Here is a 19,028-nt window from a genome sequence, read left to right on the forward strand (position 1 = left end):
CGCCTGCGCGTAGGTGTCCGGCGCACCGGCCTGCCGCACCCGATGGTGGTCCGGCCACCGCCACCCGCCGCACGACCCGGTCGAACACCCCTCCGGCACTCCCCACCCGGTGGCCCGGGCACCATCCGCACCATCCGACCGTGCCCGCACCACCGAGGACACCCACAAAACGTGATGATGAGTCAACTCCCCCCGGCATACGCTTCGCTGGTTGAGCACCCCACCGCCTGCCGGCGCAGGACAAGCCTCCGCCGCAGCCGAGACCGGAGGCACCGCGTTGAAGCCCAGCACCACCCCCACCGCGAAGGTCGACTTCTACTTCGACCCGGCCTGCCCCTTCGCCTGGATCACCTCCCGCTGGATCCTCGAGGTCCAGCAGCTCCGCGACCTGGACCTCAGGTTCCGCGTGATGAGCCTGTACGTGCTGAACGAGAACCGCGAACTCCCGGACTGGTACCGCGAGTTGGTGGACAACTCGCTCTCCCTCACCCGGATCTGCACCGCCGCCGCGGCACAGCACGGCGAGGAGGTGCTCGCGCCCCTGTACACGGCCCTGGGCACCCGCATCCACAACGAGGGCACCAAGGACTTCGCGATCGTCGCCGGCCAGGCCCTCGCCGAGCTCGGCCTGCCCATTGAACTGCTCGCCGCCGCCGAAACCGACCGGTGGGACGAGGCCCTGCGCAAGAGCCACCACGAGGGCATGGACCCGGTCGGCGAGGACGTCGGCACCCCCACCATCCACATCGACGGGGTGGCCTTCTTCGGGCCGGTCCTGAACTCGATCCCCCGCGGCGAGCAGGCCGCCGCCATCTTCGACGGCGCCCGGGCCCTCGCCAACTTCCCGGACTTCTTCGAACTGAAGCGCACCCGCACCGGATCGCTCAGCTTCGACTGACCCGCCTTTCGTACCCACCAGCAGAAGGAGACCGCCCGATGACCGCCACCATGACCGCCGGGGAGTTCCTGGCCCTGCACACCCGCACCGAACCCGCGGACCCGCTGGTCCTCCCCAACGTCTGGGACGCCATCAGCGCACGGGCGTTCGCGGACGCCGGCTTCACCGCGCTGGCCACCTCCAGCTCGGCCGTCGCCGCCGCACTCGGCTACCGGGACGGCGAGGACACCCCCGCCGACGAGATGTTCGCCGCGCTCAAGCGGATCACCCGCTCGGTCGCCGTCCCCGTCACCGCCGACATCGAGGCCGGCTACGGCCTCGCCCCCGCCGAGATCGTCGAACGCCTGCTGGAGGCCGGGGTGATCGGCTGCAACCTGGAGGACTCCACCGCCGCCACCCGCCAACTCAAGGACCCCTCCCAGCACGCCAGTTGGCTCGCCGAGGTCCGCTCCGCCGCCGGCGACCGCCTGGTCCTGAACGCCCGGGTCGACACCTTCCTGTTCGGCGACCACGAGGTCGAATCCGCCGCCGCCCGCGCCGCCCTCTACATCGACGCGGGCGCTGACGTCATCTACCCCATCCTCGCCCCCGAATCCGCCCTCCCCGCCCTCGCCGCCGCCATCCCCGCCCCCCTCAACGCCCTCTGCCACCTCGACACCACCACCCCCACCCACCTCGGCACCCTCGGCGCCTCCCGCGTCACCTACGGCGGCTCCCTCCAGCAACACAACGCCACCACCATCACCACCCTGGCCCAGCGCCTCGCCCCCCAGTAACCCCCACCCCACTGGCCCTCCGCCCCGCACGAGGCAGAGGGCCAGTGGGGTGCGCGCTCATCCGTCTCACCCGACAGTCGCCCCGCCCGGGCCGAGCTGCAACGCGTCCCTCGCCGCCCGCACCGCCTCCCGCACCCGCGCGGCGCCTGCGCGAGTGACTTCCGCGCCACCGCCGACGGCCGGGGCGCGGCGGGTGGCGAGGCCCGCGCAGGGGCGGCAGATGCCCGGTTCGGGGACGGGGTCGTTGCACTTGGTGCACTCGGGGCGGCGGGCGACTGAGGGGGCTGCGGGCTGGAGCGGGGGGAGTTTGCGTTCAAGTCGATTGCGGAGCACGCCGATTGGGGAGTGCAGCGGGACGGGGAGTCCGGGCAGCAGGGCGTGGGCGAGGTCGGCGTACGTGGCGCCGCGGTCCAGCCACTGCGCAACCAGCGGGGCGAGGGCGCGAGCTTCGGATTCGCCGAGGCGCAGGCGTGGTTCGGGCCGGATGACCCGGTACAGCATGGCGACCGCCGCGCGGATCTGTTCGTCCGGCACCAGCGGGGTTTCCCCGGGCGGCTCGGCCGCCGCCTCGTCGGCCGGGAGGGTGGGTTCTTGGTCCCGGTTCTTTAGAAGGGTGTCAGCGCCGCCGGTATCCGCCTCACCGGGTTCCGGACGGGTGACACTCGGCTGCCACGGGAGCTGCGGGGTGTCGTAGACGTGGGCCTCGCTGATGATCGTGCCGTTGGGCAGCTGGATCTTCTCGACCCGGTAGAAGCCGGCGGCGGTCAGCTCCTTCAGGGCTTTGCGGATCGCGCCGCGCCCCTGCGGGCTGGTGTCGGCCATCTGCCGGCAGTCCTCGCGCCAGCCGTCGGGCCGGGACAGCAGGTCCACGAGGAGGCCCTTGGCCGTGTAGGACAGCATCCGGAACTGCAACATGTCGTTGGGCAGCACGGTGAAGTTGCGCGCGTGCGCGCTACGATGGACTCGCATTGGGAGTGTCTGCTCCTGGTGCCGTACCCCGGGGTGTTGGTAGCACCGCCGGGGTCACCTATTTTTCGGTTCGAGCACGGAACGTAGCACAGCGTGCAACCGGAGATCGACGCGATCGGCAACCGATCACCCTCCCGCCTGAAACGGTCGCATTCCGCTCGACAAGAGCCCCAAACGGGCCGTATTCGAGGCCCAGTTGGACCGATCCGCGCACAACCCCCGGAAACCGCCGCAGGCCCCCCACCCAAAACGGGCGGAGGGCCTGCGACCTGCGCTGCTGCTGTGCCAATCAAGTCACACAAAAGCTAATCCCATCAGTGCCAGTGAAAATCGGCCGCCGTGCCCGGGTCGGTCAGTCTTCCTGTCCTGGAGCGAAGTAGTCCCCGAGCATGTCGGTAGTCCACTGGGCCTGGTGGATGTCGCCGCGCGGGCCGAAGTCGACGAACCAGGGCTTCACGTCGAGGATCGGGGTGCCGTCGACGGCGTCGAGGTCTTCGACGTGGAGGTCCAGGCCGTCGACTTTGAGGAGGCGGCAGCGCGAGACGCCGAGCCAGTTGAGGCGGCGCATGTTGCGGTGACCGAAGATGCCGACCTCGGGCCAGTCGGGGTTGTCGCGCGGCCGGCGGGCGCCGAGGTTGAAGTCGGTGGGGTCGGTGAGGTGGAACCGGAAGACGACCTCCAGGTGGGAGAAGTCTTTAAGGCCCTTGGTGGCGTCGGCGGTGAAGCGGGTGCCGTCGAGCCGGATGATCGACCGGGTGCCGCCCCAGAAGTCGTCGGTGGGTTGGGTGCGGCCGCCCACTACGTGGCCCAGTGCCTCGACTTCGAAGACTTCGCGGTCAGCCATGGTCGGTTCCCCTCCTGCGGGTTGGTACGTGGCAATCCATCGGTTCAGCTGGTCGCTTCGAGGTAGGCGGCCGCCCTGCTGTCGACACGGTCGATGCTGCGGATGCCGCGGTGCCGGAACGGCGACAGGGTGGCCCGCATGTGCATCGCGGTCTGCCGGGTGCGGCCCGAGCGGACGGGCCCCATCGCATCGAGGGCCGCCGACCAGACCGTACAGCCCTCTTCGATGTTCTTCAGCCGGACGTGGACAGCCCCGAGGTACCCGAGGGTGACGGCGTGCGTCCGGGCGAACGAGCTGGCCTTGCGGGTCTCCACGCTGTGCTCGAACTCCTTCACCGCGCCCGGGAGGTCGCCTATGTCGCGCAGGGCGGAGGCAGTCTCGTGCGCGAGGCTGGCCTCGCCGAAGAAGAAGACCCGGGCCGGCTCGTCGTCCCCCGGGCCTGCGGCGGCAAGGTCACGCTGGGCCTGGAGCAGGGCACCGGTCGCCGCCGTGTGCTGGCCGGTAGCCGCCAGGCCGCGGGCGTGGATCACTCCGAGCAGGGCGCGTTCACGCGGGCAGGCGAGCGCGTACCGGTCGCCGCTGATCGACGCGGTGGCGATGTCGAGCGCTTGCTTGGGGTGTCCGAGGTCGAGCGCCTGATGGGCCATCGCTCGCAGGACGTGGCTGGCCATCGCCGGGTCGTCCGCCTCGGCAGCGAGCCGGACCGCCAGGCCGAAGTAGGTCTGGGCCGCCGCGTGGTCGGTGCTGTCGAAGGCCATCCACCCTGCGACGTAGGCGAGTTCGGAAGCTGCGGAGAACATCTGGTGGCGAGTCCGATCAGAGGCGAAGGTCCCGCGCAGGAAGCGTGCGACATCGCTGGTCAGGTACTGGACCACCGCAGCGCGGGCATGGCCCCCGCCCCGCCGCTGGTCGACCTGGGAGAACAGACTGGTCATGTCCCGTACCGCTTCAACGTCGGCCTCGCCCACCCGCCGACTGCCGGCGCCACCGCGCGTTGCTCCGGTGCGCGCCATCGCGCTCCACCACTTCTCTCCCGGAAGGGCGAGCGCGCCAAGGGAGTAGGCCATCAGCTGCAGGGCGGTGCTGCGATCCACTTCCACGTCGTCCACGTCGATTCGTCGGAGATCGGCCAGGACGCTCAGCGTATCCAAGCTCCAATCACGGAGATCGACAGCTGCCTCAGCCAAACCAAGATCGGCGAGGGTGACCGTGCGTCCGATCCGGTCGGACAGAACCGCTGCAAGGTAGTGCGGCATGTCGCCCGACGGCACGACGCTGTAGCGCACCCAGTGACTGATCAGCGACTTCCCGGGACGTGCCGGATCTCCGTTGCGACCTGCGACGATGCCCAGCTCCAGGGCCAGACGGTCGTACGTCATACGAGACTCTTTGATGATCTTCTGCAGGTTCTCGTTGACTTGAACTGGCTTTGCCATCAAGACCCCTGACTAGCCGTTAAACCGGTTAAACCGCTGGGGGTGGCCAACACCTTACTCCCAGTCGTCGATCGCGGTTGTCTAGATCGGGCGGGCGGCACCGCCCGATCATCGACTCTCCCGGCCAGTGATGCGGTCCGGGATTCAACACCTGCGGTGGCGAAGGGAGCGGGCATGGACGTGGAAGAACAGGAGCTCCGGGAGCAGGTGTGGAAGTTCCCTGCGACGCCGGACTCGGTCAGGCTCGCCCGACGCGATGTTGACCGAGTTGTCCAAGGGTGGGGCTGGGAGCCGGACAGCTCGGGGGTGGACGACCTTGTGGTGATCGTGTCCGAGCTGGTCACCAACGTAGTGCTGCACGCATCGGTACCCGGCAGAGACGTACTGGTGCGGCTGCGGCAGATCGAGGACCGCTGTCGAGTCGAGGTCGTGGACGGTCGACCGGACCTGCTGCCGCCGACGGTCCTCCAGCCTTCCGAGGAGAGCGGCCGGGGCCTGCTGCTGGTGCGGAAGTTGTCGGCGGACATGGGCGTGAAGAGAGCCGGAGGAGACAAGATCGTGTGGGCCGAGGTACATCACCAGGGGCGGCGGGAGGCGGCGGCGTGACGTCGAAGTGGTCACCGGCGGTCAAGCCTGTTCTGCTCCGCGAACCGCGGCTTCGCCGGCCGAACGAAGACGCGGCGGTCCCGCTGGCATCGTTCAGCGCCGAACCGCGGCCTCGCTGGAAGAGCCCTCCGATCGATCCCGGCAGGACGCCCCTCGTCGAGCCGGAGCAGGCAACCGCGGCGTACTGGTGCGCGGTGACCGTGCTGACGCCCGAAGCCAGCACCATGACGGAGCCCCGCCTGCCGAGCCAACTGCGGCCCACCATGGCCGTCTGACCCGGCACATGATCTCCCGGGCCGCGCCGATGGCGGACTGACCCGGTGCAGGGACGCCCCGACGTCCCCGCACAGAAGCGCCGCGTTCGCCGCGGCCGACGAATAGGAGTTGCGATGACCGCCACGGCGGAAACGACCGGCCAGTCCTCTCCCGATCCCGACCAGCTCCGCACGGCGATGGTAAAGGCGCTGCGGTCTGGCGGTGCGATCCGTACGGACCGGGTGGCGGCAGCGCTGTTGGCCGTGCCCCGGCACGTGTTCGCCCCCGAGGTGCCGATCGCGGAGGCGTACGAGCCCGAGCGGGCGCTGGTGACCAAGCGGGACGAGTACGGGCTCGCGCTCAGTTCGGTGTCGGCCGCGCGGATCCAGGCGCAGATGCTGGAGCAGGCGGACGTGCAGCCGGGGATGCGGGCGCTGGAGATCGGCTCGGGCGGCTACAACGCGGCGCTGCTGGCCGAACTCGTCGGCCCGAAGGGCGAGGTGGTGACGGTCGACATCGACCCGTTCGTCACCGAGCGCGCGGAGAAGTACCTCGCCGAGGCTGGGTACGAGCGGGTGCGGGTGGTCCTGGCGGATGGCTCCGAGCCGGTGGAGGGCGGCCCATTCGACCGGATCGTCGTCACGGTGGGGGCGTGGGACCTGCCGCCGGCGTGGACCGGAGCTCTCGCCGAGGGCGGCACGATCACCGTGCCGCTGCGGATGCGCGGGCTGACCCGCTCCATCACCTTCCGCCGGGAGGGCGCGCGGCTGGTAAGTGTGTCCGCCGAGGTCTGCGGCTTCGTCAAGATGCAGGGCGCCGATGCGCACTACGAGTTCCTGGTGCTGCCGCGCGGCACCGAGGAGGTCGGCCTGCGGTTCGACGAGCTGGCCCGGCCGGACACCTCCGGCCTGGCCGGGGCTCTGGGGCAGCCGCGGGTGGAGCTGCCCTCCGGGGTGACGGTCGGCAACCGGGAGCCCTTCGACTCGCTGTACCTGTGGCTGGCGTCCTCGCTGCCCGGCTTCGGGCTGATGTCCGTCGACCCGAAGCTGGACACCGGGACGGTCGCCCCGGCGAACCGGATGGCGTGCCCGGTGACCGTGGACGGCGGCAGCCTCGCCTACCTCTCGCTCAAAAAGGTGGACGAGGACCCGGCGGTGTTCGAGTTCGGCGCGCACGGCTTCGGCCCCGACGGCGAGAACCTGGCCGCCCTGATCACCGACCAGGTGCAGGTCTGGGACCGCGACTACCGCACCGGCGACGGCCCGGTCTTCACCGCCCACCCGGCGGGCGCGCCCGACGACCGGCTCCCGGACGGGCTGGTCATCGACAAGACCCACGTCCGGCTCACGATCTCCTGGCCGTAACCCGCGGTCAGGTCCTGCACCACCGACTCCACGGAGGAAGCACCATGACCACTTCCCTCACCGGCGCCGTCGCCGCGGGCGACTTCGACCTCGACGTGACCATCGTCGAGGGCGCCGACCCGGTGGCCGCGCTGCTGCGCGACACCGACGACAACTGCGGCAGCACCTGCGGCGGCAGCGCCTGCGCCTCGGGCAGCGGCAACGTCTGACCGCACCCCTCTCCCCGTGTGACCTGGGCCCGGCGTGCGGCCGTCAAGCCGCCGCACGCCGGGCCCAGGCATTCCCGAAACCTCCAGAAATCTCCCGGAATCGAGGTGAACACCCGTGTACGAAGCCGTGGGACCGGCCCTGCTGCGGGCCGCCGCTCGTCCGGCCGGGTCCGGACCGTCCTGGTGGCCCGACCTGGCCGACACCGGCACCCACGCCACCGCGAACTGGCGGGCCTGGCTCCAGCACGTCTGGTCGGACGCCCCGTTCGCGGCGTCGGTCGAGGTCGCCGCCGGTCCGCAGTTGGCCGCCCGGGTGCACGAGGCGGTCTCCGACTTCGACCACGTCCCCCGGCGGCGGCTGCGCCGGCTGACCGCCTCGGTCATGCAGTACGCGCTGCGCCAGCAGCGGGCCACGCCGTTCGGGCTGTTCGCCGGGGTGACCGCGGTGCCCTTCGGCCAGTTCGCCGTCGCGCCCCGCTGGGGTGCGGCTCGGGCAGTGGCGCGCCCCGACGCGCGCTGGCTGACCACCATGGTGCGGGAGTTGGAGGAGGCCGTCGGGGACCTGCTGCCGGTGACAGCCAACCAGCTACGGGTGCGGCGCGGGGAGCGCGTCGTACTGCCAGTGACCCGCAACCCGCAGGACGGAGAACCGGCGGAGGTGTCCGTCCGGGCCACCCCGCCGGTGCTGAACGTGTTGGAAGCGGCCGACAGCGCGGTGCCGGTGACGCTCGGCGAGCTCGCCGACCGGTTCCCGGCCGCTCCGGCGGACAAGGTGCGCGAAATGCTTGGCGAACTGGTGCGGCAGGGCTTCCTGATCAGCATCCTGCGGCTGCCGATGACCGCGACCGATCCGCTCGGCCACCTGCTGGCCATCACACGCACCACCGGCCTCGACCAGGTCCCCGCCGCCACCGCGGCCTTGAACGAACTGCGAACCGTCCGCAAGCAGTTGGTCCGGCACAACGAGTCCACCGACCCGACGGAGCAGCGGACGCTGCGCACGCTGCTGGCCCGGCAGCAGGCCGGACGCTCGGGCGAGGTGCCGTCGCTGATGGTGGATCTGCGCCTGGACGCGGGTCCGGTGGTGCTGCCGCAGCGGGTGGCGTCGCTGGTGGCCGGCGCGGCCGAGGTGCTGACCCGGCTGTCGCCGTTCCCGGACGGCCATCCGGCGTGGGTGGACTACCGCGGCAGGTTCCTGGAGCGGTTCGGGCCGGGCGCGGTTGTGCCGGTCACCGAGCTGGTGAACCCGGACACCGGGCTGGGCTTCCCCGCCCGTTACCGGGACTCGCTACTGCCGGACGTGCTGCCGAAGTTCAAGCGGCGTGACGGCCACCTGCTGGCGCTGGCGCAGAAGGCCGCCGTCGAGGGCCTGGCGGAGATCGACCTCGACGGCCCGCTGCTGGAGCGCCTCGCCCCGGGCCCGGTGCCCGAGGAGGCGGTGCAGCCGCACGCCGAGCTGACGGTGCGGCTGTCGGCGGACGGGGCCGTACCGTTCACCCTGACGGTGCAGGCGGTACCGCGCGCGGCGGGCACGACCGCAGGCCGGTTCCTGTACCTGCTGGAGCCCGAGCGTCGGCGCGAGCTGGAGGCGGCTATTGCCGCCGCGCCGCCGCTGCGGGCGGACGCGCTGGTGGTGCAGGTGTCGGCACCGCCGCTGTACGCCCGCACGGAGAACGTCTCCCGGGCCCCGGCGCTGCTGCCCGTGCTGGCGCTGGGCGAGTACCCGCAGGTCGGTGCGGGGGCACTGCGACTGGAAGACCTGGGGGTGTGCGCGGACGGGCGGCGGATGTGGCTGGTGCGGCTCGCCGACCACCGCCCGGTGGAGGTACGGGTGCTCAACGCGGTGAACTTCCGCTCCCACGTCGACCCGCTGGTGCGGTTCCTGTGCGAGATCACCAGCGCCCACACCCCATGGCTCACCGCGTTCAACTGGGGCGCCGCCGGGCGGCTGCCCTACCTGCCGCGGGTGCGCTACGGGGAGGTGGTGCTGTCGGCGGCGCGCTGGCACCTGCCCGCCGCCGACCTGCCCGGCAAGGACGCACCGTGGGAGGACTGGCGGGTGGCGGCGGGCGAGTGGATCGCCCGCTACAACGTCCCGGCGGCGGTGTACCTGTCGCAGCAGGACCTGCGGCTGCCGCTGGACCTGCGGCTGCCGGAGCACCTGGTGCTGCTGCGCGAGCACCTGCTGCGGGAGTCGACCGCGATCCTGATCGAGGCCCCGGGGCCGGGCGAGAACTCGTGGTGCGGCGGCCGGGCGCACGAGGTCACCGTGCAGTTGCACTCCACCCGCGCCCCGCTGCCCGCCGCCCGTCCGCGCCCCGGTCGCTCTGCCACTGTCCGTACCGGGCATCTGCCCGGCGCGTCCACGTGGCTGTCGGCCCGCCTGTTCGGCAACCCGCGCCGTGCCGACGAACTCCTGGCCCGCGTACCCGAGTTGGCTGCTGGCTGGGTGGTCCCGCCGCGATGGTGGTTCATGCGGCACACCGACCCCGAACCGCACGTGCGCCTGCGCATCCCGGTTCCCGATGCCGCTGCGTGGCCGCTGGCCGCCGAGCGCATCGGCCAGTGGGCCCAGCAGATGCGGAAGGAGGGCCTGCTGACGCGGATGGAGATCGACACGTACCTGCCGGAGAGCGGCCGGTACGGGCGCGGGGCCGCGATGAGGGCGGCGGAGGAGTTCTTCGCCGCCGACTCCCGGGCGGTGCTGGCCCAACTCGCCTACCAGCGCGCCACCTCGACCGACCCAGCCGCCGTGACAGCGGCGAGCATGCTCGACCTGGCCACCGCGCTGCTCGGCGAGCAGGCCGGCCACACCTGGCTACTGGAGCGGGTGCCCCGGCACAGCGAGATCGCGCTGCCACGCACCGCACCGCGGCTGGCCGCCGAACTCGCTGACCGCCCCGACCGGTTGGCGCTCACCGAGGAGGGCCGCGCCCTCGCCTCGGCCTGGGAGCCGCGGGCCCGGTGGCTGGTCCGCTACCGCGAGGAGCTTGACCGGGACGGCGAGCTGGAGCTCGCCGACGTCCTTGGCTCGCTGCTGCACCTGCACCACGCCCGCGTCGTCGGCTTCGACCTGACCAGCGAGCGCACCTGCCACCGCCTGACCCGCGCCGCCGCACTCATCCGCACCGCCCTCTCCCAGGAAGGACAGTCGGCATGACTGCTGAACTGCTCGAACCGCCCACCGATGTCTCCGCCCAGTGGGGCCAGTCTCTGGCCAAGGGCGGCCTCGCCACCGCGCTGCTCCACATCGAGCGAGCCACCACCGGCCGGGGGAGCTGGGAGACCGCACACGAATGGATCACCGCGTGTGTGAGCCAACCCGTGAACTCCTTCGCCGAGGCCGGCGTGTTCTACGGCGCTCCCGCCGTCGCCCACGTCCTGCACCTGGCCGTGATCCACGGACCGCGCGCCTACCACCAGCCGTGCATGGGCCTGAACTCCGCGGTGGAGGACATCGTCCAGCAGCGCCTGGCCGCCGCCCACCACCGCATCGATGCCGGGCAGCGCCCCGAGTTCCACGAGTTCGACCTCCTGGGCGGCCTCACCGGCCTCGGCGCGCACCTGCGGGTCCAGGGCCGCCAGGAGCTGCTGCGCGAAGTCCTGTCCTACCTGGTGCGGTTGACCGTGCCGGTGCACGGGCGCTCCGGCTGGTGGACGCACCTCGCGCCCAGTGGCGAACCGGACGAGCGGTACCCGGGCGGCCACGGCAACTTCGGCATCGCGCACGGCGTCCCCGGCCCGCTCGCCCTGCTCTCCCTCGCCTACCTCGACGGCACCCGCGTCCCGGGCCAGCTGGAGGCGATCGAGCGCATCACCGACTGGCTGGACGCCTGGCAACAGAACGGCGCCGCCCGCGCCTGGTGGCCCGAGGCGCTCACCGCCGCCGAGGCCGACCAGGGCCGCACCCGCCAGTCCAAGCCGCTGCGCCCGTCCTGGTGCTACGGCACTCCCGGCATCGCCACCGCGCTGCACCACGCCGCCCGCGCCACCGGCGACACCGACCGTGCCCGCGCCGCCGAACTCGCCTTCCTCGACGCGATCGAGGACCCCGACCAGGCCCACAGCCTTACTGACGGAACCGTCTGCCACGGCACCGCCGGGGTCCGCCTGGCCGCCCGGCGCTTCGCGGAGCGCACCGACCACGCCACCGCGCTGCGCATCCTCGCCGCCGCCAGCAACCTGCCCGACCCCAGCACCGACGCCACCGGCCACGGCCTGCTCGAAGGCCCCACCGGCATCGCCCTCGCCCGCTGCTCCCTGGCGGCCGACAGCTCCGGCACCGGTTGGGACGCCCTGCTGCTGCTCGTCTGACCCGAAGTAAGGAGACCCCTTGCTCGCCACCGGCGACCGCGCCTGGACGCAGGTCCACCTGCACCTGGCCACCGACACCCCCGAGGAGCACGCCGTCCGGCTCCTCGGCCCCGCCCTGATAGCCCTGGAAGACCAAGGGCTGCTGGACGCCTGGCACTTCCTGCGCAAGGGCGACCGCTGGCGGCTGCGCTACCGCGAGAGCGCCTCCGGCACCCTGGAGGCCGCCACCACCGCGGCCGCGGTCAACGAGGCCCTGGACATGTGCCGCGAGGCGGGCATGATCAGCGACTGGACCCCGGCCATCTACGAGCCGGAGACCTACGCCTTCGGCGGCCACGCCGCGCTGCCCTCCGCCCACCGCCTCTTCCACCAGGACAGCCGCCACGCCCTCGCCTACCTCGGTGCCGTACACCGGGGCGAACTCCCCGACCAACGAGCCGAGCTGTGGCTCCTGCTCGGTACCGCCGCGATGCGCGGCGCCGGACTCGACCGGTACGAGATCGGCGACACCTGGGCGCAGGTCGCCGAGAACCGGCCCCGGCTGTCCGTCGCGGACCGGCGCCTGGTCGACGCCGCCCGCACCCTGCTCCAAGCCGACACCGCCCCCGGCTCCTCGCTCCTGGAAGGCCGACTCGCGCACGCGGCGCCATGGTTCGCCGCGTTCGCCGTCTACGGCCTGACCCTGCGGGCCCTAGCCGACGAGGGCCAGCTGTGGCGGGGGCAGCGCGCCGTCCTCGCCCACCACCAGCTGTTCACCGCCAACCGCCTCGGCCTGCCGCACCAGCAGCAGGCCGCCCTCGCCTCGGCCGCCGCCGGTGCTGTCCTGGACCTGGTCGACGTGCAGGAGGCGGTGCTGCGATGACCGCCCAGCCCACCGGCCCGCTCGGCGACGCCCTTGCCCGCCTGCCTCTCGTCCCCCGCAAGCACGCCCTCGCCGCCCCGCTGGACAAGCGGGTCCAGCGGCTCACCGAACTCGCCCAGCAGGCCACCGACACCGAGAACCCGACCACCGCCACCAGCGTCCACAACCTCGCCGCGCTGCTCGCCTCCGACCGCGGACTGCCAGACCTGGCCCGCGTGCTGTGCCTCAACCACGCCCGCCTCTACCTCGCCCACCGGCCGCTCGCAGCCGACCACGCCCGGCGGGCCCTCGAACCCCTCGTCAACCTCGCCCACCTCGACATCCGGGCGGGCAACGGCATCGCCGCGCTCGCGATCCTGGACGAGCTGCTACGGGCGGTCGCCGACAACGACGACGCCACCCTCGTCGGCGGCCTGGTCGTCCCCCTCGCCGGACTGACCGCGAACAGCGCCGACCGCGGCGACGTCCACGAGTGGCTGAACGGCATCTGGGTCTTCGACGGGGCCCGCGCCCTGGTGCGCGCCGGGCGCTGGGCCGACGCCCACCTCCACCTCAAGCAGTCCACCGCCCCCGGCGACCGCCTCTTCGAGGCCCGCCAAGTCGCCGCCGTCGCCATGGCCCTCGAAGGCCGCACCGCCCTGGCCCGCGCTCTGGCCCGCGACACCGCCGCCGAAGAGCCATGGGAACACGCCGTCGCCGCCGCTCTGACCACCGCGTGCACGCTGCTCGACGGCGACCCGGCCGCCGAGCAGACCGAGGCCCTGCTCCGCACCCACGCCGCCGTCACCCCGCGGGATGGCAGCGCGGTGTTCGACACCCGGCTCGCCCTGACGGTCGCCGACCTCGCCACCGCCGCCGGCCAACTCCCGCACGCCGCCCGCGTCTACATCACCGCCGTCGCCCAGACGCTCGCCGAACCCGAGGGCTACAGCGCCCGCGACCTCGAACGCCACCGCCTCGCAGACGGCCTCCCTGCCGAACAGCGCCGCCAACTGGCAGCCATCGCCGCCGACTCCGGCGTCGGCGGCCCGGACACCCTGACGACCGACCACGACGACCGGATCACCGCTGCCCTCGCCCTGGCCGCCGCCGTCATCACCAACGCCGCCGCCAAGTCCCTCTCGCCGTCGCGGACAGTCTCACCCTGGCATGTGTACTGAATGTGTACCGGGACGTCGCAGGCCCCCCGCCCCGAGGGGTGGAGGGCCTGTGGCCTGCGGTCACGCTCGTGCCCCAGACAGGAATCGAACCTGCGACACCGGCTTTAGGAGAGCCGTGCTCTATCCCCTGAGCTACTGAGGCGGGCCATGCGTCCCCCACAGCGTAGCGGATCGCCCCCACCCCATGGCCCGCCGTTTGCCGCCGCTGCCGATGGCGGGGGACGGGTGCGCGATGTGGGCTTACGGTGGATTTGTTCGTTCTTGTGTCAGATTCGACCTCCCCCGGAAGGCGCCGACCCGTGACCTCCTCTTCTGAGCCTCAGACTCCGTTCGGTGGCCTCGGCCGGATCCTGGTGATCATTCCGACCTACAACGAGGCGGAGAACGTCGAACGGATCGTCTCCCGGGTCCGGACCGCCGTGCCGGAGGCCCACGTGCTCGTCGCCGACGACAACAGCCCGGACGGGACGGGCAAGCTCGGGGACGGGCTGGCGGCGGGCGACGAGCAGGTGCAGGTGCTGCACCGGCAGGGCAAGGAGGGCCTCGGTGCGGCCTACCTGGCCGGGTTCCGGTGGGGGATCGAGAACGGGTACGACGTCCTGGTCGAGATGGACGCGGACGGCTCGCACCAGCCGGAGGAGCTGCCGCGGCTGCTCACCGCGCTGCACAGCGCGGACCTGGTGCTGGGCTCGCGCTGGGTGCCGGGCGGTGCGGTGGTGAACTGGCCGAAGTCGCGGCTGCTGCTGTCGAAGGGCGGCTCGACGTACTCCCGGCTGATGCTGAACGTGCCGATCCGCGACGTCACCGGCGGCTACCGGGCGTTCCGCAAGGAAACCCTGCTGGGTCTCGGGATGGACCAGGTCGCCTCGCAGGGCTACTGCTTCCAGGTCGACCTGGCCTGGCGGGCCGTCAAGGCCGGGTTCAAGGTCGCCGAGGTGCCGATCACCTTCGTGGAGCGCGAGCACGGCGCGTCGAAGATGAGCCGCAGCATCGTGGCGGAGGCCCTCTGGCGGGTCACCGCCTGGGGCGTCTCCGACCGGGTGGCCCGGCTCACCGGGAAGCGCTGAGCGTTCCGACCCACCAGGCCGGCCCGACGGAGGTTTGGGTGTGACAGAGCCACCACGTCCAGCAGACCGACACCCCGGCCGGTGGACGTCCGCCAGGGCCCGGGCGGCTCGGGTGGCCGCCTCGGCGAAGGGTGCCCCCGAGCGGATTCCGCTGCTCGGCCGGACGGCTGGTGAACTGCTCCGGGTCAACCTGCTGGACAACGCGACCCGACTGGCGGCCCAGGCGTTCCTGTCCGGCCTGCCCGCGCTGCTGGTGGTGGCGGTGTTCGCGCCGGCCGCCGTCAAGCGTGGCCTCACCAGCTCGCTGCGCACCCAGCTCGGCCTGCAGGGAGCCGCCCAGCAGCAGGTCGAGCAGCTGATGAACACTCATCCGGACGGCGCCGCGCAGGCGTTCGGGGCCGTCGGCGTGCTGGTCACGCTGGCCTCCGCGACAGCGATGAGCCGGGCGTTCCAGCGGGTCTGCGAACGGGCCTGGGAGCTGCCGCGCCACAGCACCCGGCTGGCGCTGTGGCGCTGGGTGGTGTGGCTGCTGGGCTGGCTGGTGTTCCTGATGATCCAGGTGCCGTTGCGCAAGGGGTTCGGTGCGGGCCTGTGGCTGGGCCTGCCGCTGACCTTCGTGGTCTCCACCTGCGTCTGGTGGTGGACCCAGCGCCTGCTGCTCGGCGCCCGCATCCGCTGGGCCCCGCTGCTGCCGGGCGCGGTGCTGTGCGGCTTCGCGCAGGTCGTCCTCGGGGTCGCCTCGCAGGTGTACCTGCCGCACGCGGTGTCGGCGTCGATCGCCAGGTTCGGCCCGTTCGGCGTGGTGTTCACGCTGCTGTCCTGGCTGATCGTGGTGTTCACGGCGATCACCCTGGCCCTGGTGCTGGGCAGGGTGATCGCCGAGGAACCGTCGGTGGCCGCGCGACTCAGCCGAGGCGCGTCAGCCGGGAGGTGATGGACGGCGGGGCCAGGTCCTTCTGGAGGGTGACCGGGATCTCGGTCCGGTCGGCGCCGTCGCCCGCCGACAGCGTGCCGACCTGGGTGCCGGCCGACAGGGTGTGGGCGATCTTGCCGATCGGGGTGAGCGTCAGGTGCGCGGTGATGCCGGACCAGCCCGCCACCGTCAGGTCCTTGGCGGCGACCACCGGGACCTTGCCGCCGATGCCGTCGTCGACGTAACCGACCACGTCACCCTGCTTGGCCAGGGCCTGCCCGGTCAGCACGGACTGCGCGGCCACGTTGATCTTCTGGCTGACCGGCTGGGCCGCGGTCACGATGTCGTACCCGGGGGTCACCGGCTGGCCGAGGGTGACGCCGACCAGGGTCCGCTTGACGCCGCCGACCTCCTTGACCGCCGCCCACATGAAGCAGGACTGCGCGGGGGAGGACGAACCGGTCTTGCCGCCGATCATGCCGTTCTTCCCGAGCAGCTTGTTGGTGTTGTAGATCCGCTGGTTGTTGAACTTGGTGTCGGGCTCGGCGATGACCTGCCGGAAGACCTCGTCCTTGATCACCACCTCGGCCAGCTTCAGCTGGTCCTTGGCGGTCGACTTGGTGTCGTTGTTGTACCCGGCCGGGTCGGCGTACGTGGTGTTGGTCATGCCGAGCTGTTTGGCGGTGTCGTTCATCTTCTTGACGAACGCCTCCTCGCTGCCGGAGTCCCAACGCGCCAGCAGCCGCGCCACGTTGTTCGCGGACGGCAGCATCAGCATCTCCAGCGCCTCGTACTGGCTGAGCTGCTGCCCCTCCGTCAGGGTCACCCGCGACTCGTCGCCGTTCGTCGACTCCGCCGCGGCCTGCTTGTCGACCGTGAGCATCGGGCCGGTCTGGCCCTTCTTCAACGGGTGCGCCTGCAGGATCAGGTACGCGTTCATCACCTTGGTGACGGACGCGATCGGCACCGCCTTCTCCTCGCCGGACGCGCCGAGATCGCCCACCCCGATCACCTCGGCGGCGGCCTGCCCCGTGGTCGGCCACGGGATGTTCAGCTGCTCGCCCTGGAACGTGAACGAGTCCGCCAGCCCGAGCTTCGCCTTCGGCGCGGGCAGCGGACGCAACAGCTGCGCGGCCGACAGCACACCCAGCACCACGGCCAGGAAGACGCCCCAGATCAGCACCCGCTTCATCGCCCGCCGCAACGGGCTCACCGGCCGGGCGCTCAGTGCCTTCAGCACCTCCAGCGCCTCGACGGTGCTCTCCGGCCCGGCCGGAACGGGCTCGGCGACCGCGACGGGCGCGACGGGCGCAGGCGCGACCGGCACCGGCGCGGGGGCGGCAACGGGCGCGACCTTCGGGGCGGGCGCGGGCTTCGGCGCGGGCGCGGGCTTCGGGGTCGGGGCCGGCTTGGGGGCGGCGGTCTCGTCCTTGGGCAGCCGCAGCATGACGGTCCGCTCGGGACTGTCCTTCTCCGCCCGCAGGTTCATGGTCGGGTCGGGCTTCGCCGGAGTGTCGCCCTCCGGCTCCTCGGCCTTCCCGATGCGCAGCGTCATCGTGAGCTCGGGCCCGGCGGGAGCGGACTCCTCCTCGGAATCCTCCTCCTCGGCCTCCGGCTCCTCCACCTTCGCCATACGCAGCGTCATCGTCGGCTCGGGCCCGACCGGAACGGACTCCTCGCCCTCGGCCTCCGGCTCCGCCGCCTTCTCCATGCGCAGCGTCATGGTGAGCTCGGAGCCGACCGGAGCCGACTCCTCCTCGGGAACCTCCGGCTCCTCAACCTTCGCCATACGCAAGGTCATCGTCGGCTCGGGCCCGACCGGAACGGACTCCTCGCCCTCGGAAGCGTCATCAGCTTCGGCCTCAACCTCGGCCTCGGGCTCGTCCTCGGAAGCGGCTTCGGCCTCGCCCTCGCCCTCGGCCTCTCCCTCGTCCTGGGAAGCGGTCTCCTCTTCCTTCTCCTCCCCCGCCTCCGCCTCCTTCGGCTCAGCAGCAGTCACCCGCCCGAGTCGTACGGCCGGAGCCTCGACGGTGAGCGCGGCACCGGCTTCGGGCAGGTCGAGGTCGGTGCCGGGCTCGGACTTGCTCGCGGCGTCGGTCTCGCGGGCGCGGAGGTGCACAGTGGAGCCGCCCTCGCGAGGAGCTCGCTCCTCGGCCTCGGCCGGCCGCGTCCTGTCGTCGCGCGGCTCGCTCTGCGGGGACTCGCCCACGTAACCCACTCCTCCTCGTCCGCCCCGGCGGTTGCCGGTCCGATCACACAAGCTGGTTTTTTTCGGGCGGGTTCTCGACCCGCCCGGGTACCTGTACAGTCTCCGGCACCGTGGCCGCGATGGCCTGCCGCACCCCGCCCCACCGGCGGTTTTTCCTGCCAGTGAAGCCCTCTGCCGGATCAGACGCGGGGGCGTCGAACGGTGGTTCCAGCCTGCCCGAGCAAGGTCACGATTCGGAGGCGTACTCGACAAGGCTGTGTGAGAGGCGTCACCCTGTCATTCATCCACGCGGGGAGGCTTGGATGGGCAGGAGCCGCAGAACTATTCCCGAGGAGCTGTTGCTGCTCGCACTGGACCCGGCCACGGGTACCACCGCGCAGCCGCAGACCCTCGACCTCGGACTTGCCGGGGCGCAGCTTGTCGAGCTGTCCCTGGCCGGAAGGATAGTCCCGGACGGGGACCGGATCGCCGTGGTGGTGCCACGGCCGACCGGTGACCCGACGTTGGACCATGCGTTGGAACTGTTGCGCAGGCGTGGCAGTCCGGTGCGCGCCGCGCACTGGATCGGCGGGCCGCGCCTGGGACTGAGGCAGACGTACCTGGCGCACCTGGAGCGGTGCGGCATGGTGACGGCGGTGCCGGGTCAGGTGTGCGGTGTGCTGCCGACGACCCGCTACCAGGCGTCGGACGACTGCACCAACGCGGCGATCAAGCAGCGGCTGGACACCGCGATCCGCACCGGCGTTCCGCCGGACCCGCGGACGGCGGCACTGGCGGCGCTGGCGCACGCGGTGGGTCTGGGCAAGCACCTGTACCCGGGCAACGAGGGGCGGTCCTCACGCTCCCGGCTGCGGGATCTGATCAGGTACGACCCGCTGGGCGGAATGGTGGCCCATGCGGTGATGGACGTGCAGAACGGTCTGCCGGCCCAGCAGGGCAGGTCGGCGCCCGCGGGTTCGCGGGGTCCGGCCGGTCGGCCCGCCGCCGCGGGGCGGGGTGTGGCCAGCCGGGTGGGCGCGCGATGAGCGGCGTACGCCGTTAGCGTTCGATGCGGTTCGAGGGCGGGGGGGGGGGGGGGGGGGGGGGGGGGGGGGGGGGGGGGCGGGGCGGGGGGGGCGGCGGCGACGGCACGGAACCAGGCAGACA

Annotated in this window: 17 protein-coding genes and 1 tRNA gene; 13 read left to right on the top strand and 5 right to left on the bottom strand. The window is 72.1% G+C overall.

What is annotated here, in order from left to right:
• The first annotated feature begins 277 nt into the window (after positions 1–277).
• Positions 278–898, top strand: coding sequence for a DsbA family protein (locus ACGFWJ_RS22810; protein ID WP_392952453.1), 621 nt, complete (start codon positions 278–280; stop codon positions 896–898).
• 38 nt (positions 899–936) lie between these two features.
• Positions 937–1,674, top strand: a complete 738-nt coding sequence (locus ACGFWJ_RS22815; protein WP_392952403.1) for an isocitrate lyase/phosphoenolpyruvate mutase family protein — start codon at positions 937–939, stop codon at positions 1,672–1,674.
• A gap of 66 nt (positions 1,675–1,740) precedes the next feature.
• On the opposite strand, the gene ACGFWJ_RS22820 is transcribed toward ACGFWJ_RS22815, so the two are convergent.
• The 3 genes from ACGFWJ_RS22820 to ACGFWJ_RS22830 all read right to left on the bottom strand — a co-directional run bounded on the left by ACGFWJ_RS22820 (position 1,741) and on the right by ACGFWJ_RS22830 (position 4,866).
• Positions 1,741–2,643 (bottom strand): hypothetical protein, encoded by a 903-nt coding sequence (locus ACGFWJ_RS22820; RefSeq protein WP_392952406.1) that lies wholly within the window; start codon positions 2,641–2,643, stop codon positions 1,741–1,743.
• A 352-nt stretch (positions 2,644–2,995) separates the two neighbouring features.
• Positions 2,996–3,487, bottom strand: a complete 492-nt coding sequence (locus ACGFWJ_RS22825; RefSeq protein ID WP_392952408.1) for a TrmO family methyltransferase — start codon at positions 3,485–3,487, stop codon at positions 2,996–2,998.
• Between the two features lie 44 nt (positions 3,488–3,531).
• A complete protein-coding gene (locus ACGFWJ_RS22830) occupies positions 3,532–4,866 on the bottom strand; it encodes a Tat pathway signal protein (protein WP_392952411.1) in 1,335 nt (444 codons plus the stop codon).
• Between the two features lie 231 nt (positions 4,867–5,097).
• Between ACGFWJ_RS22830 and ACGFWJ_RS22835 the strand changes: the two genes are divergently transcribed.
• The 8 genes from ACGFWJ_RS22835 (at position 5,098) to ACGFWJ_RS22870 (ending at position 13,693) form a co-directional block, all read left to right on the top strand.
• Complete coding sequence (locus ACGFWJ_RS22835) at positions 5,098–5,529, top strand: ATP-binding protein (protein WP_392952414.1); 432 nt, start codon at positions 5,098–5,100, stop codon at positions 5,527–5,529.
• A complete protein-coding gene (locus ACGFWJ_RS22840; RefSeq protein ID WP_392952416.1) occupies positions 5,526–5,804 on the top strand; it encodes a hypothetical protein in 279 nt (92 codons plus the stop codon). The genes ACGFWJ_RS22835 and ACGFWJ_RS22840 overlap by 4 nt, the downstream gene beginning before the upstream one ends.
• Positions 5,805–5,918: 114 nt before the next feature.
• A complete protein-coding gene (gene fxlM / locus ACGFWJ_RS22845) occupies positions 5,919–7,148 on the top strand; it encodes a methyltransferase, FxLD system (RefSeq protein WP_392952418.1) in 1,230 nt (409 codons plus the stop codon).
• 44 nt (positions 7,149–7,192) lie between these two features.
• A complete protein-coding gene (locus tag ACGFWJ_RS22850) occupies positions 7,193–7,357 on the top strand; it encodes an FxLD family lanthipeptide (protein WP_387638363.1) in 165 nt (54 codons plus the stop codon).
• Between the two features lie 115 nt (positions 7,358–7,472).
• Entirely contained in the window at positions 7,473–10,517 is a 3,045-nt protein-coding gene (locus tag ACGFWJ_RS22855; RefSeq protein WP_392952421.1) for a lantibiotic dehydratase, read from the top strand.
• Entirely contained in the window at positions 10,514–11,671 is a 1,158-nt protein-coding gene (locus tag ACGFWJ_RS22860) for a lanthionine synthetase C family protein (protein WP_392952423.1), read from the top strand. The genes ACGFWJ_RS22855 and ACGFWJ_RS22860 overlap by 4 nt, the downstream gene beginning before the upstream one ends.
• A 19-nt stretch (positions 11,672–11,690) precedes the next feature.
• Positions 11,691–12,533, top strand: coding sequence for a thiopeptide-type bacteriocin biosynthesis protein (locus ACGFWJ_RS22865; RefSeq protein ID WP_392952426.1), 843 nt, complete (start codon positions 11,691–11,693; stop codon positions 12,531–12,533).
• Positions 12,530–13,693 carry a hypothetical protein gene (locus ACGFWJ_RS22870; RefSeq protein ID WP_392952429.1) on the top strand — a complete coding sequence of 388 codons (1,164 nt, stop codon included), beginning with the start codon at positions 12,530–12,532 and terminating at the stop codon, positions 13,691–13,693. Before ACGFWJ_RS22865 ends, ACGFWJ_RS22870 begins: the two co-directional genes overlap by 4 nt.
• A gap of 69 nt (positions 13,694–13,762) precedes the next feature.
• On the opposite strand, the gene ACGFWJ_RS22875 is transcribed toward ACGFWJ_RS22870, so the two are convergent.
• Positions 13,763–13,835: transfer RNA gene (locus ACGFWJ_RS22875), tRNA-Arg, on the bottom strand.
• A gap of 157 nt (positions 13,836–13,992) precedes the next feature.
• On the opposite strand from ACGFWJ_RS22875, the gene ACGFWJ_RS22880 reads away from it, so the two are divergent.
• Both ACGFWJ_RS22880 and ACGFWJ_RS22885 read left to right on the top strand, forming a co-directional pair.
• Positions 13,993–14,760, top strand: coding sequence for a polyprenol monophosphomannose synthase (locus tag ACGFWJ_RS22880; protein ID WP_392952431.1), 768 nt, complete (start codon positions 13,993–13,995; stop codon positions 14,758–14,760).
• Positions 14,761–14,872: 112 nt separating this feature from the next.
• The gene (locus ACGFWJ_RS22885; protein WP_392952434.1) at positions 14,873–15,694 is read left to right on the top strand and encodes a YhjD/YihY/BrkB family envelope integrity protein; all 822 of its coding nucleotides are present in this window, start codon (positions 14,873–14,875) and stop codon (positions 15,692–15,694) included.
• On the opposite strand, the gene ACGFWJ_RS22890 is transcribed toward ACGFWJ_RS22885, so the two are convergent.
• A complete protein-coding gene (locus ACGFWJ_RS22890; protein ID WP_392952437.1) occupies positions 15,666–17,882 on the bottom strand; it encodes a serine hydrolase in 2,217 nt (738 codons plus the stop codon). The two genes, ACGFWJ_RS22885 and ACGFWJ_RS22890, sit on opposite strands and share 29 nt — an antisense overlap.
• Before the next feature lie 302 nt (positions 17,883–18,184).
• Here ACGFWJ_RS22890 and ACGFWJ_RS22895 point away from each other — a divergent pair, with 302 nt between their 5' ends.
• Positions 18,185–18,907, top strand: a complete 723-nt coding sequence (locus ACGFWJ_RS22895; RefSeq protein WP_380479496.1) for a GPP34 family phosphoprotein — start codon at positions 18,185–18,187, stop codon at positions 18,905–18,907.
• Positions 18,908–19,028: the final 121 nt, after the last annotated feature.

The sequence above is a fragment of the Kitasatospora sp. NPDC048407 genome, assembly GCF_043200475.1.
Lineage (GTDB): Bacteria > Actinomycetota > Actinomycetes > Streptomycetales > Streptomycetaceae > Kitasatospora.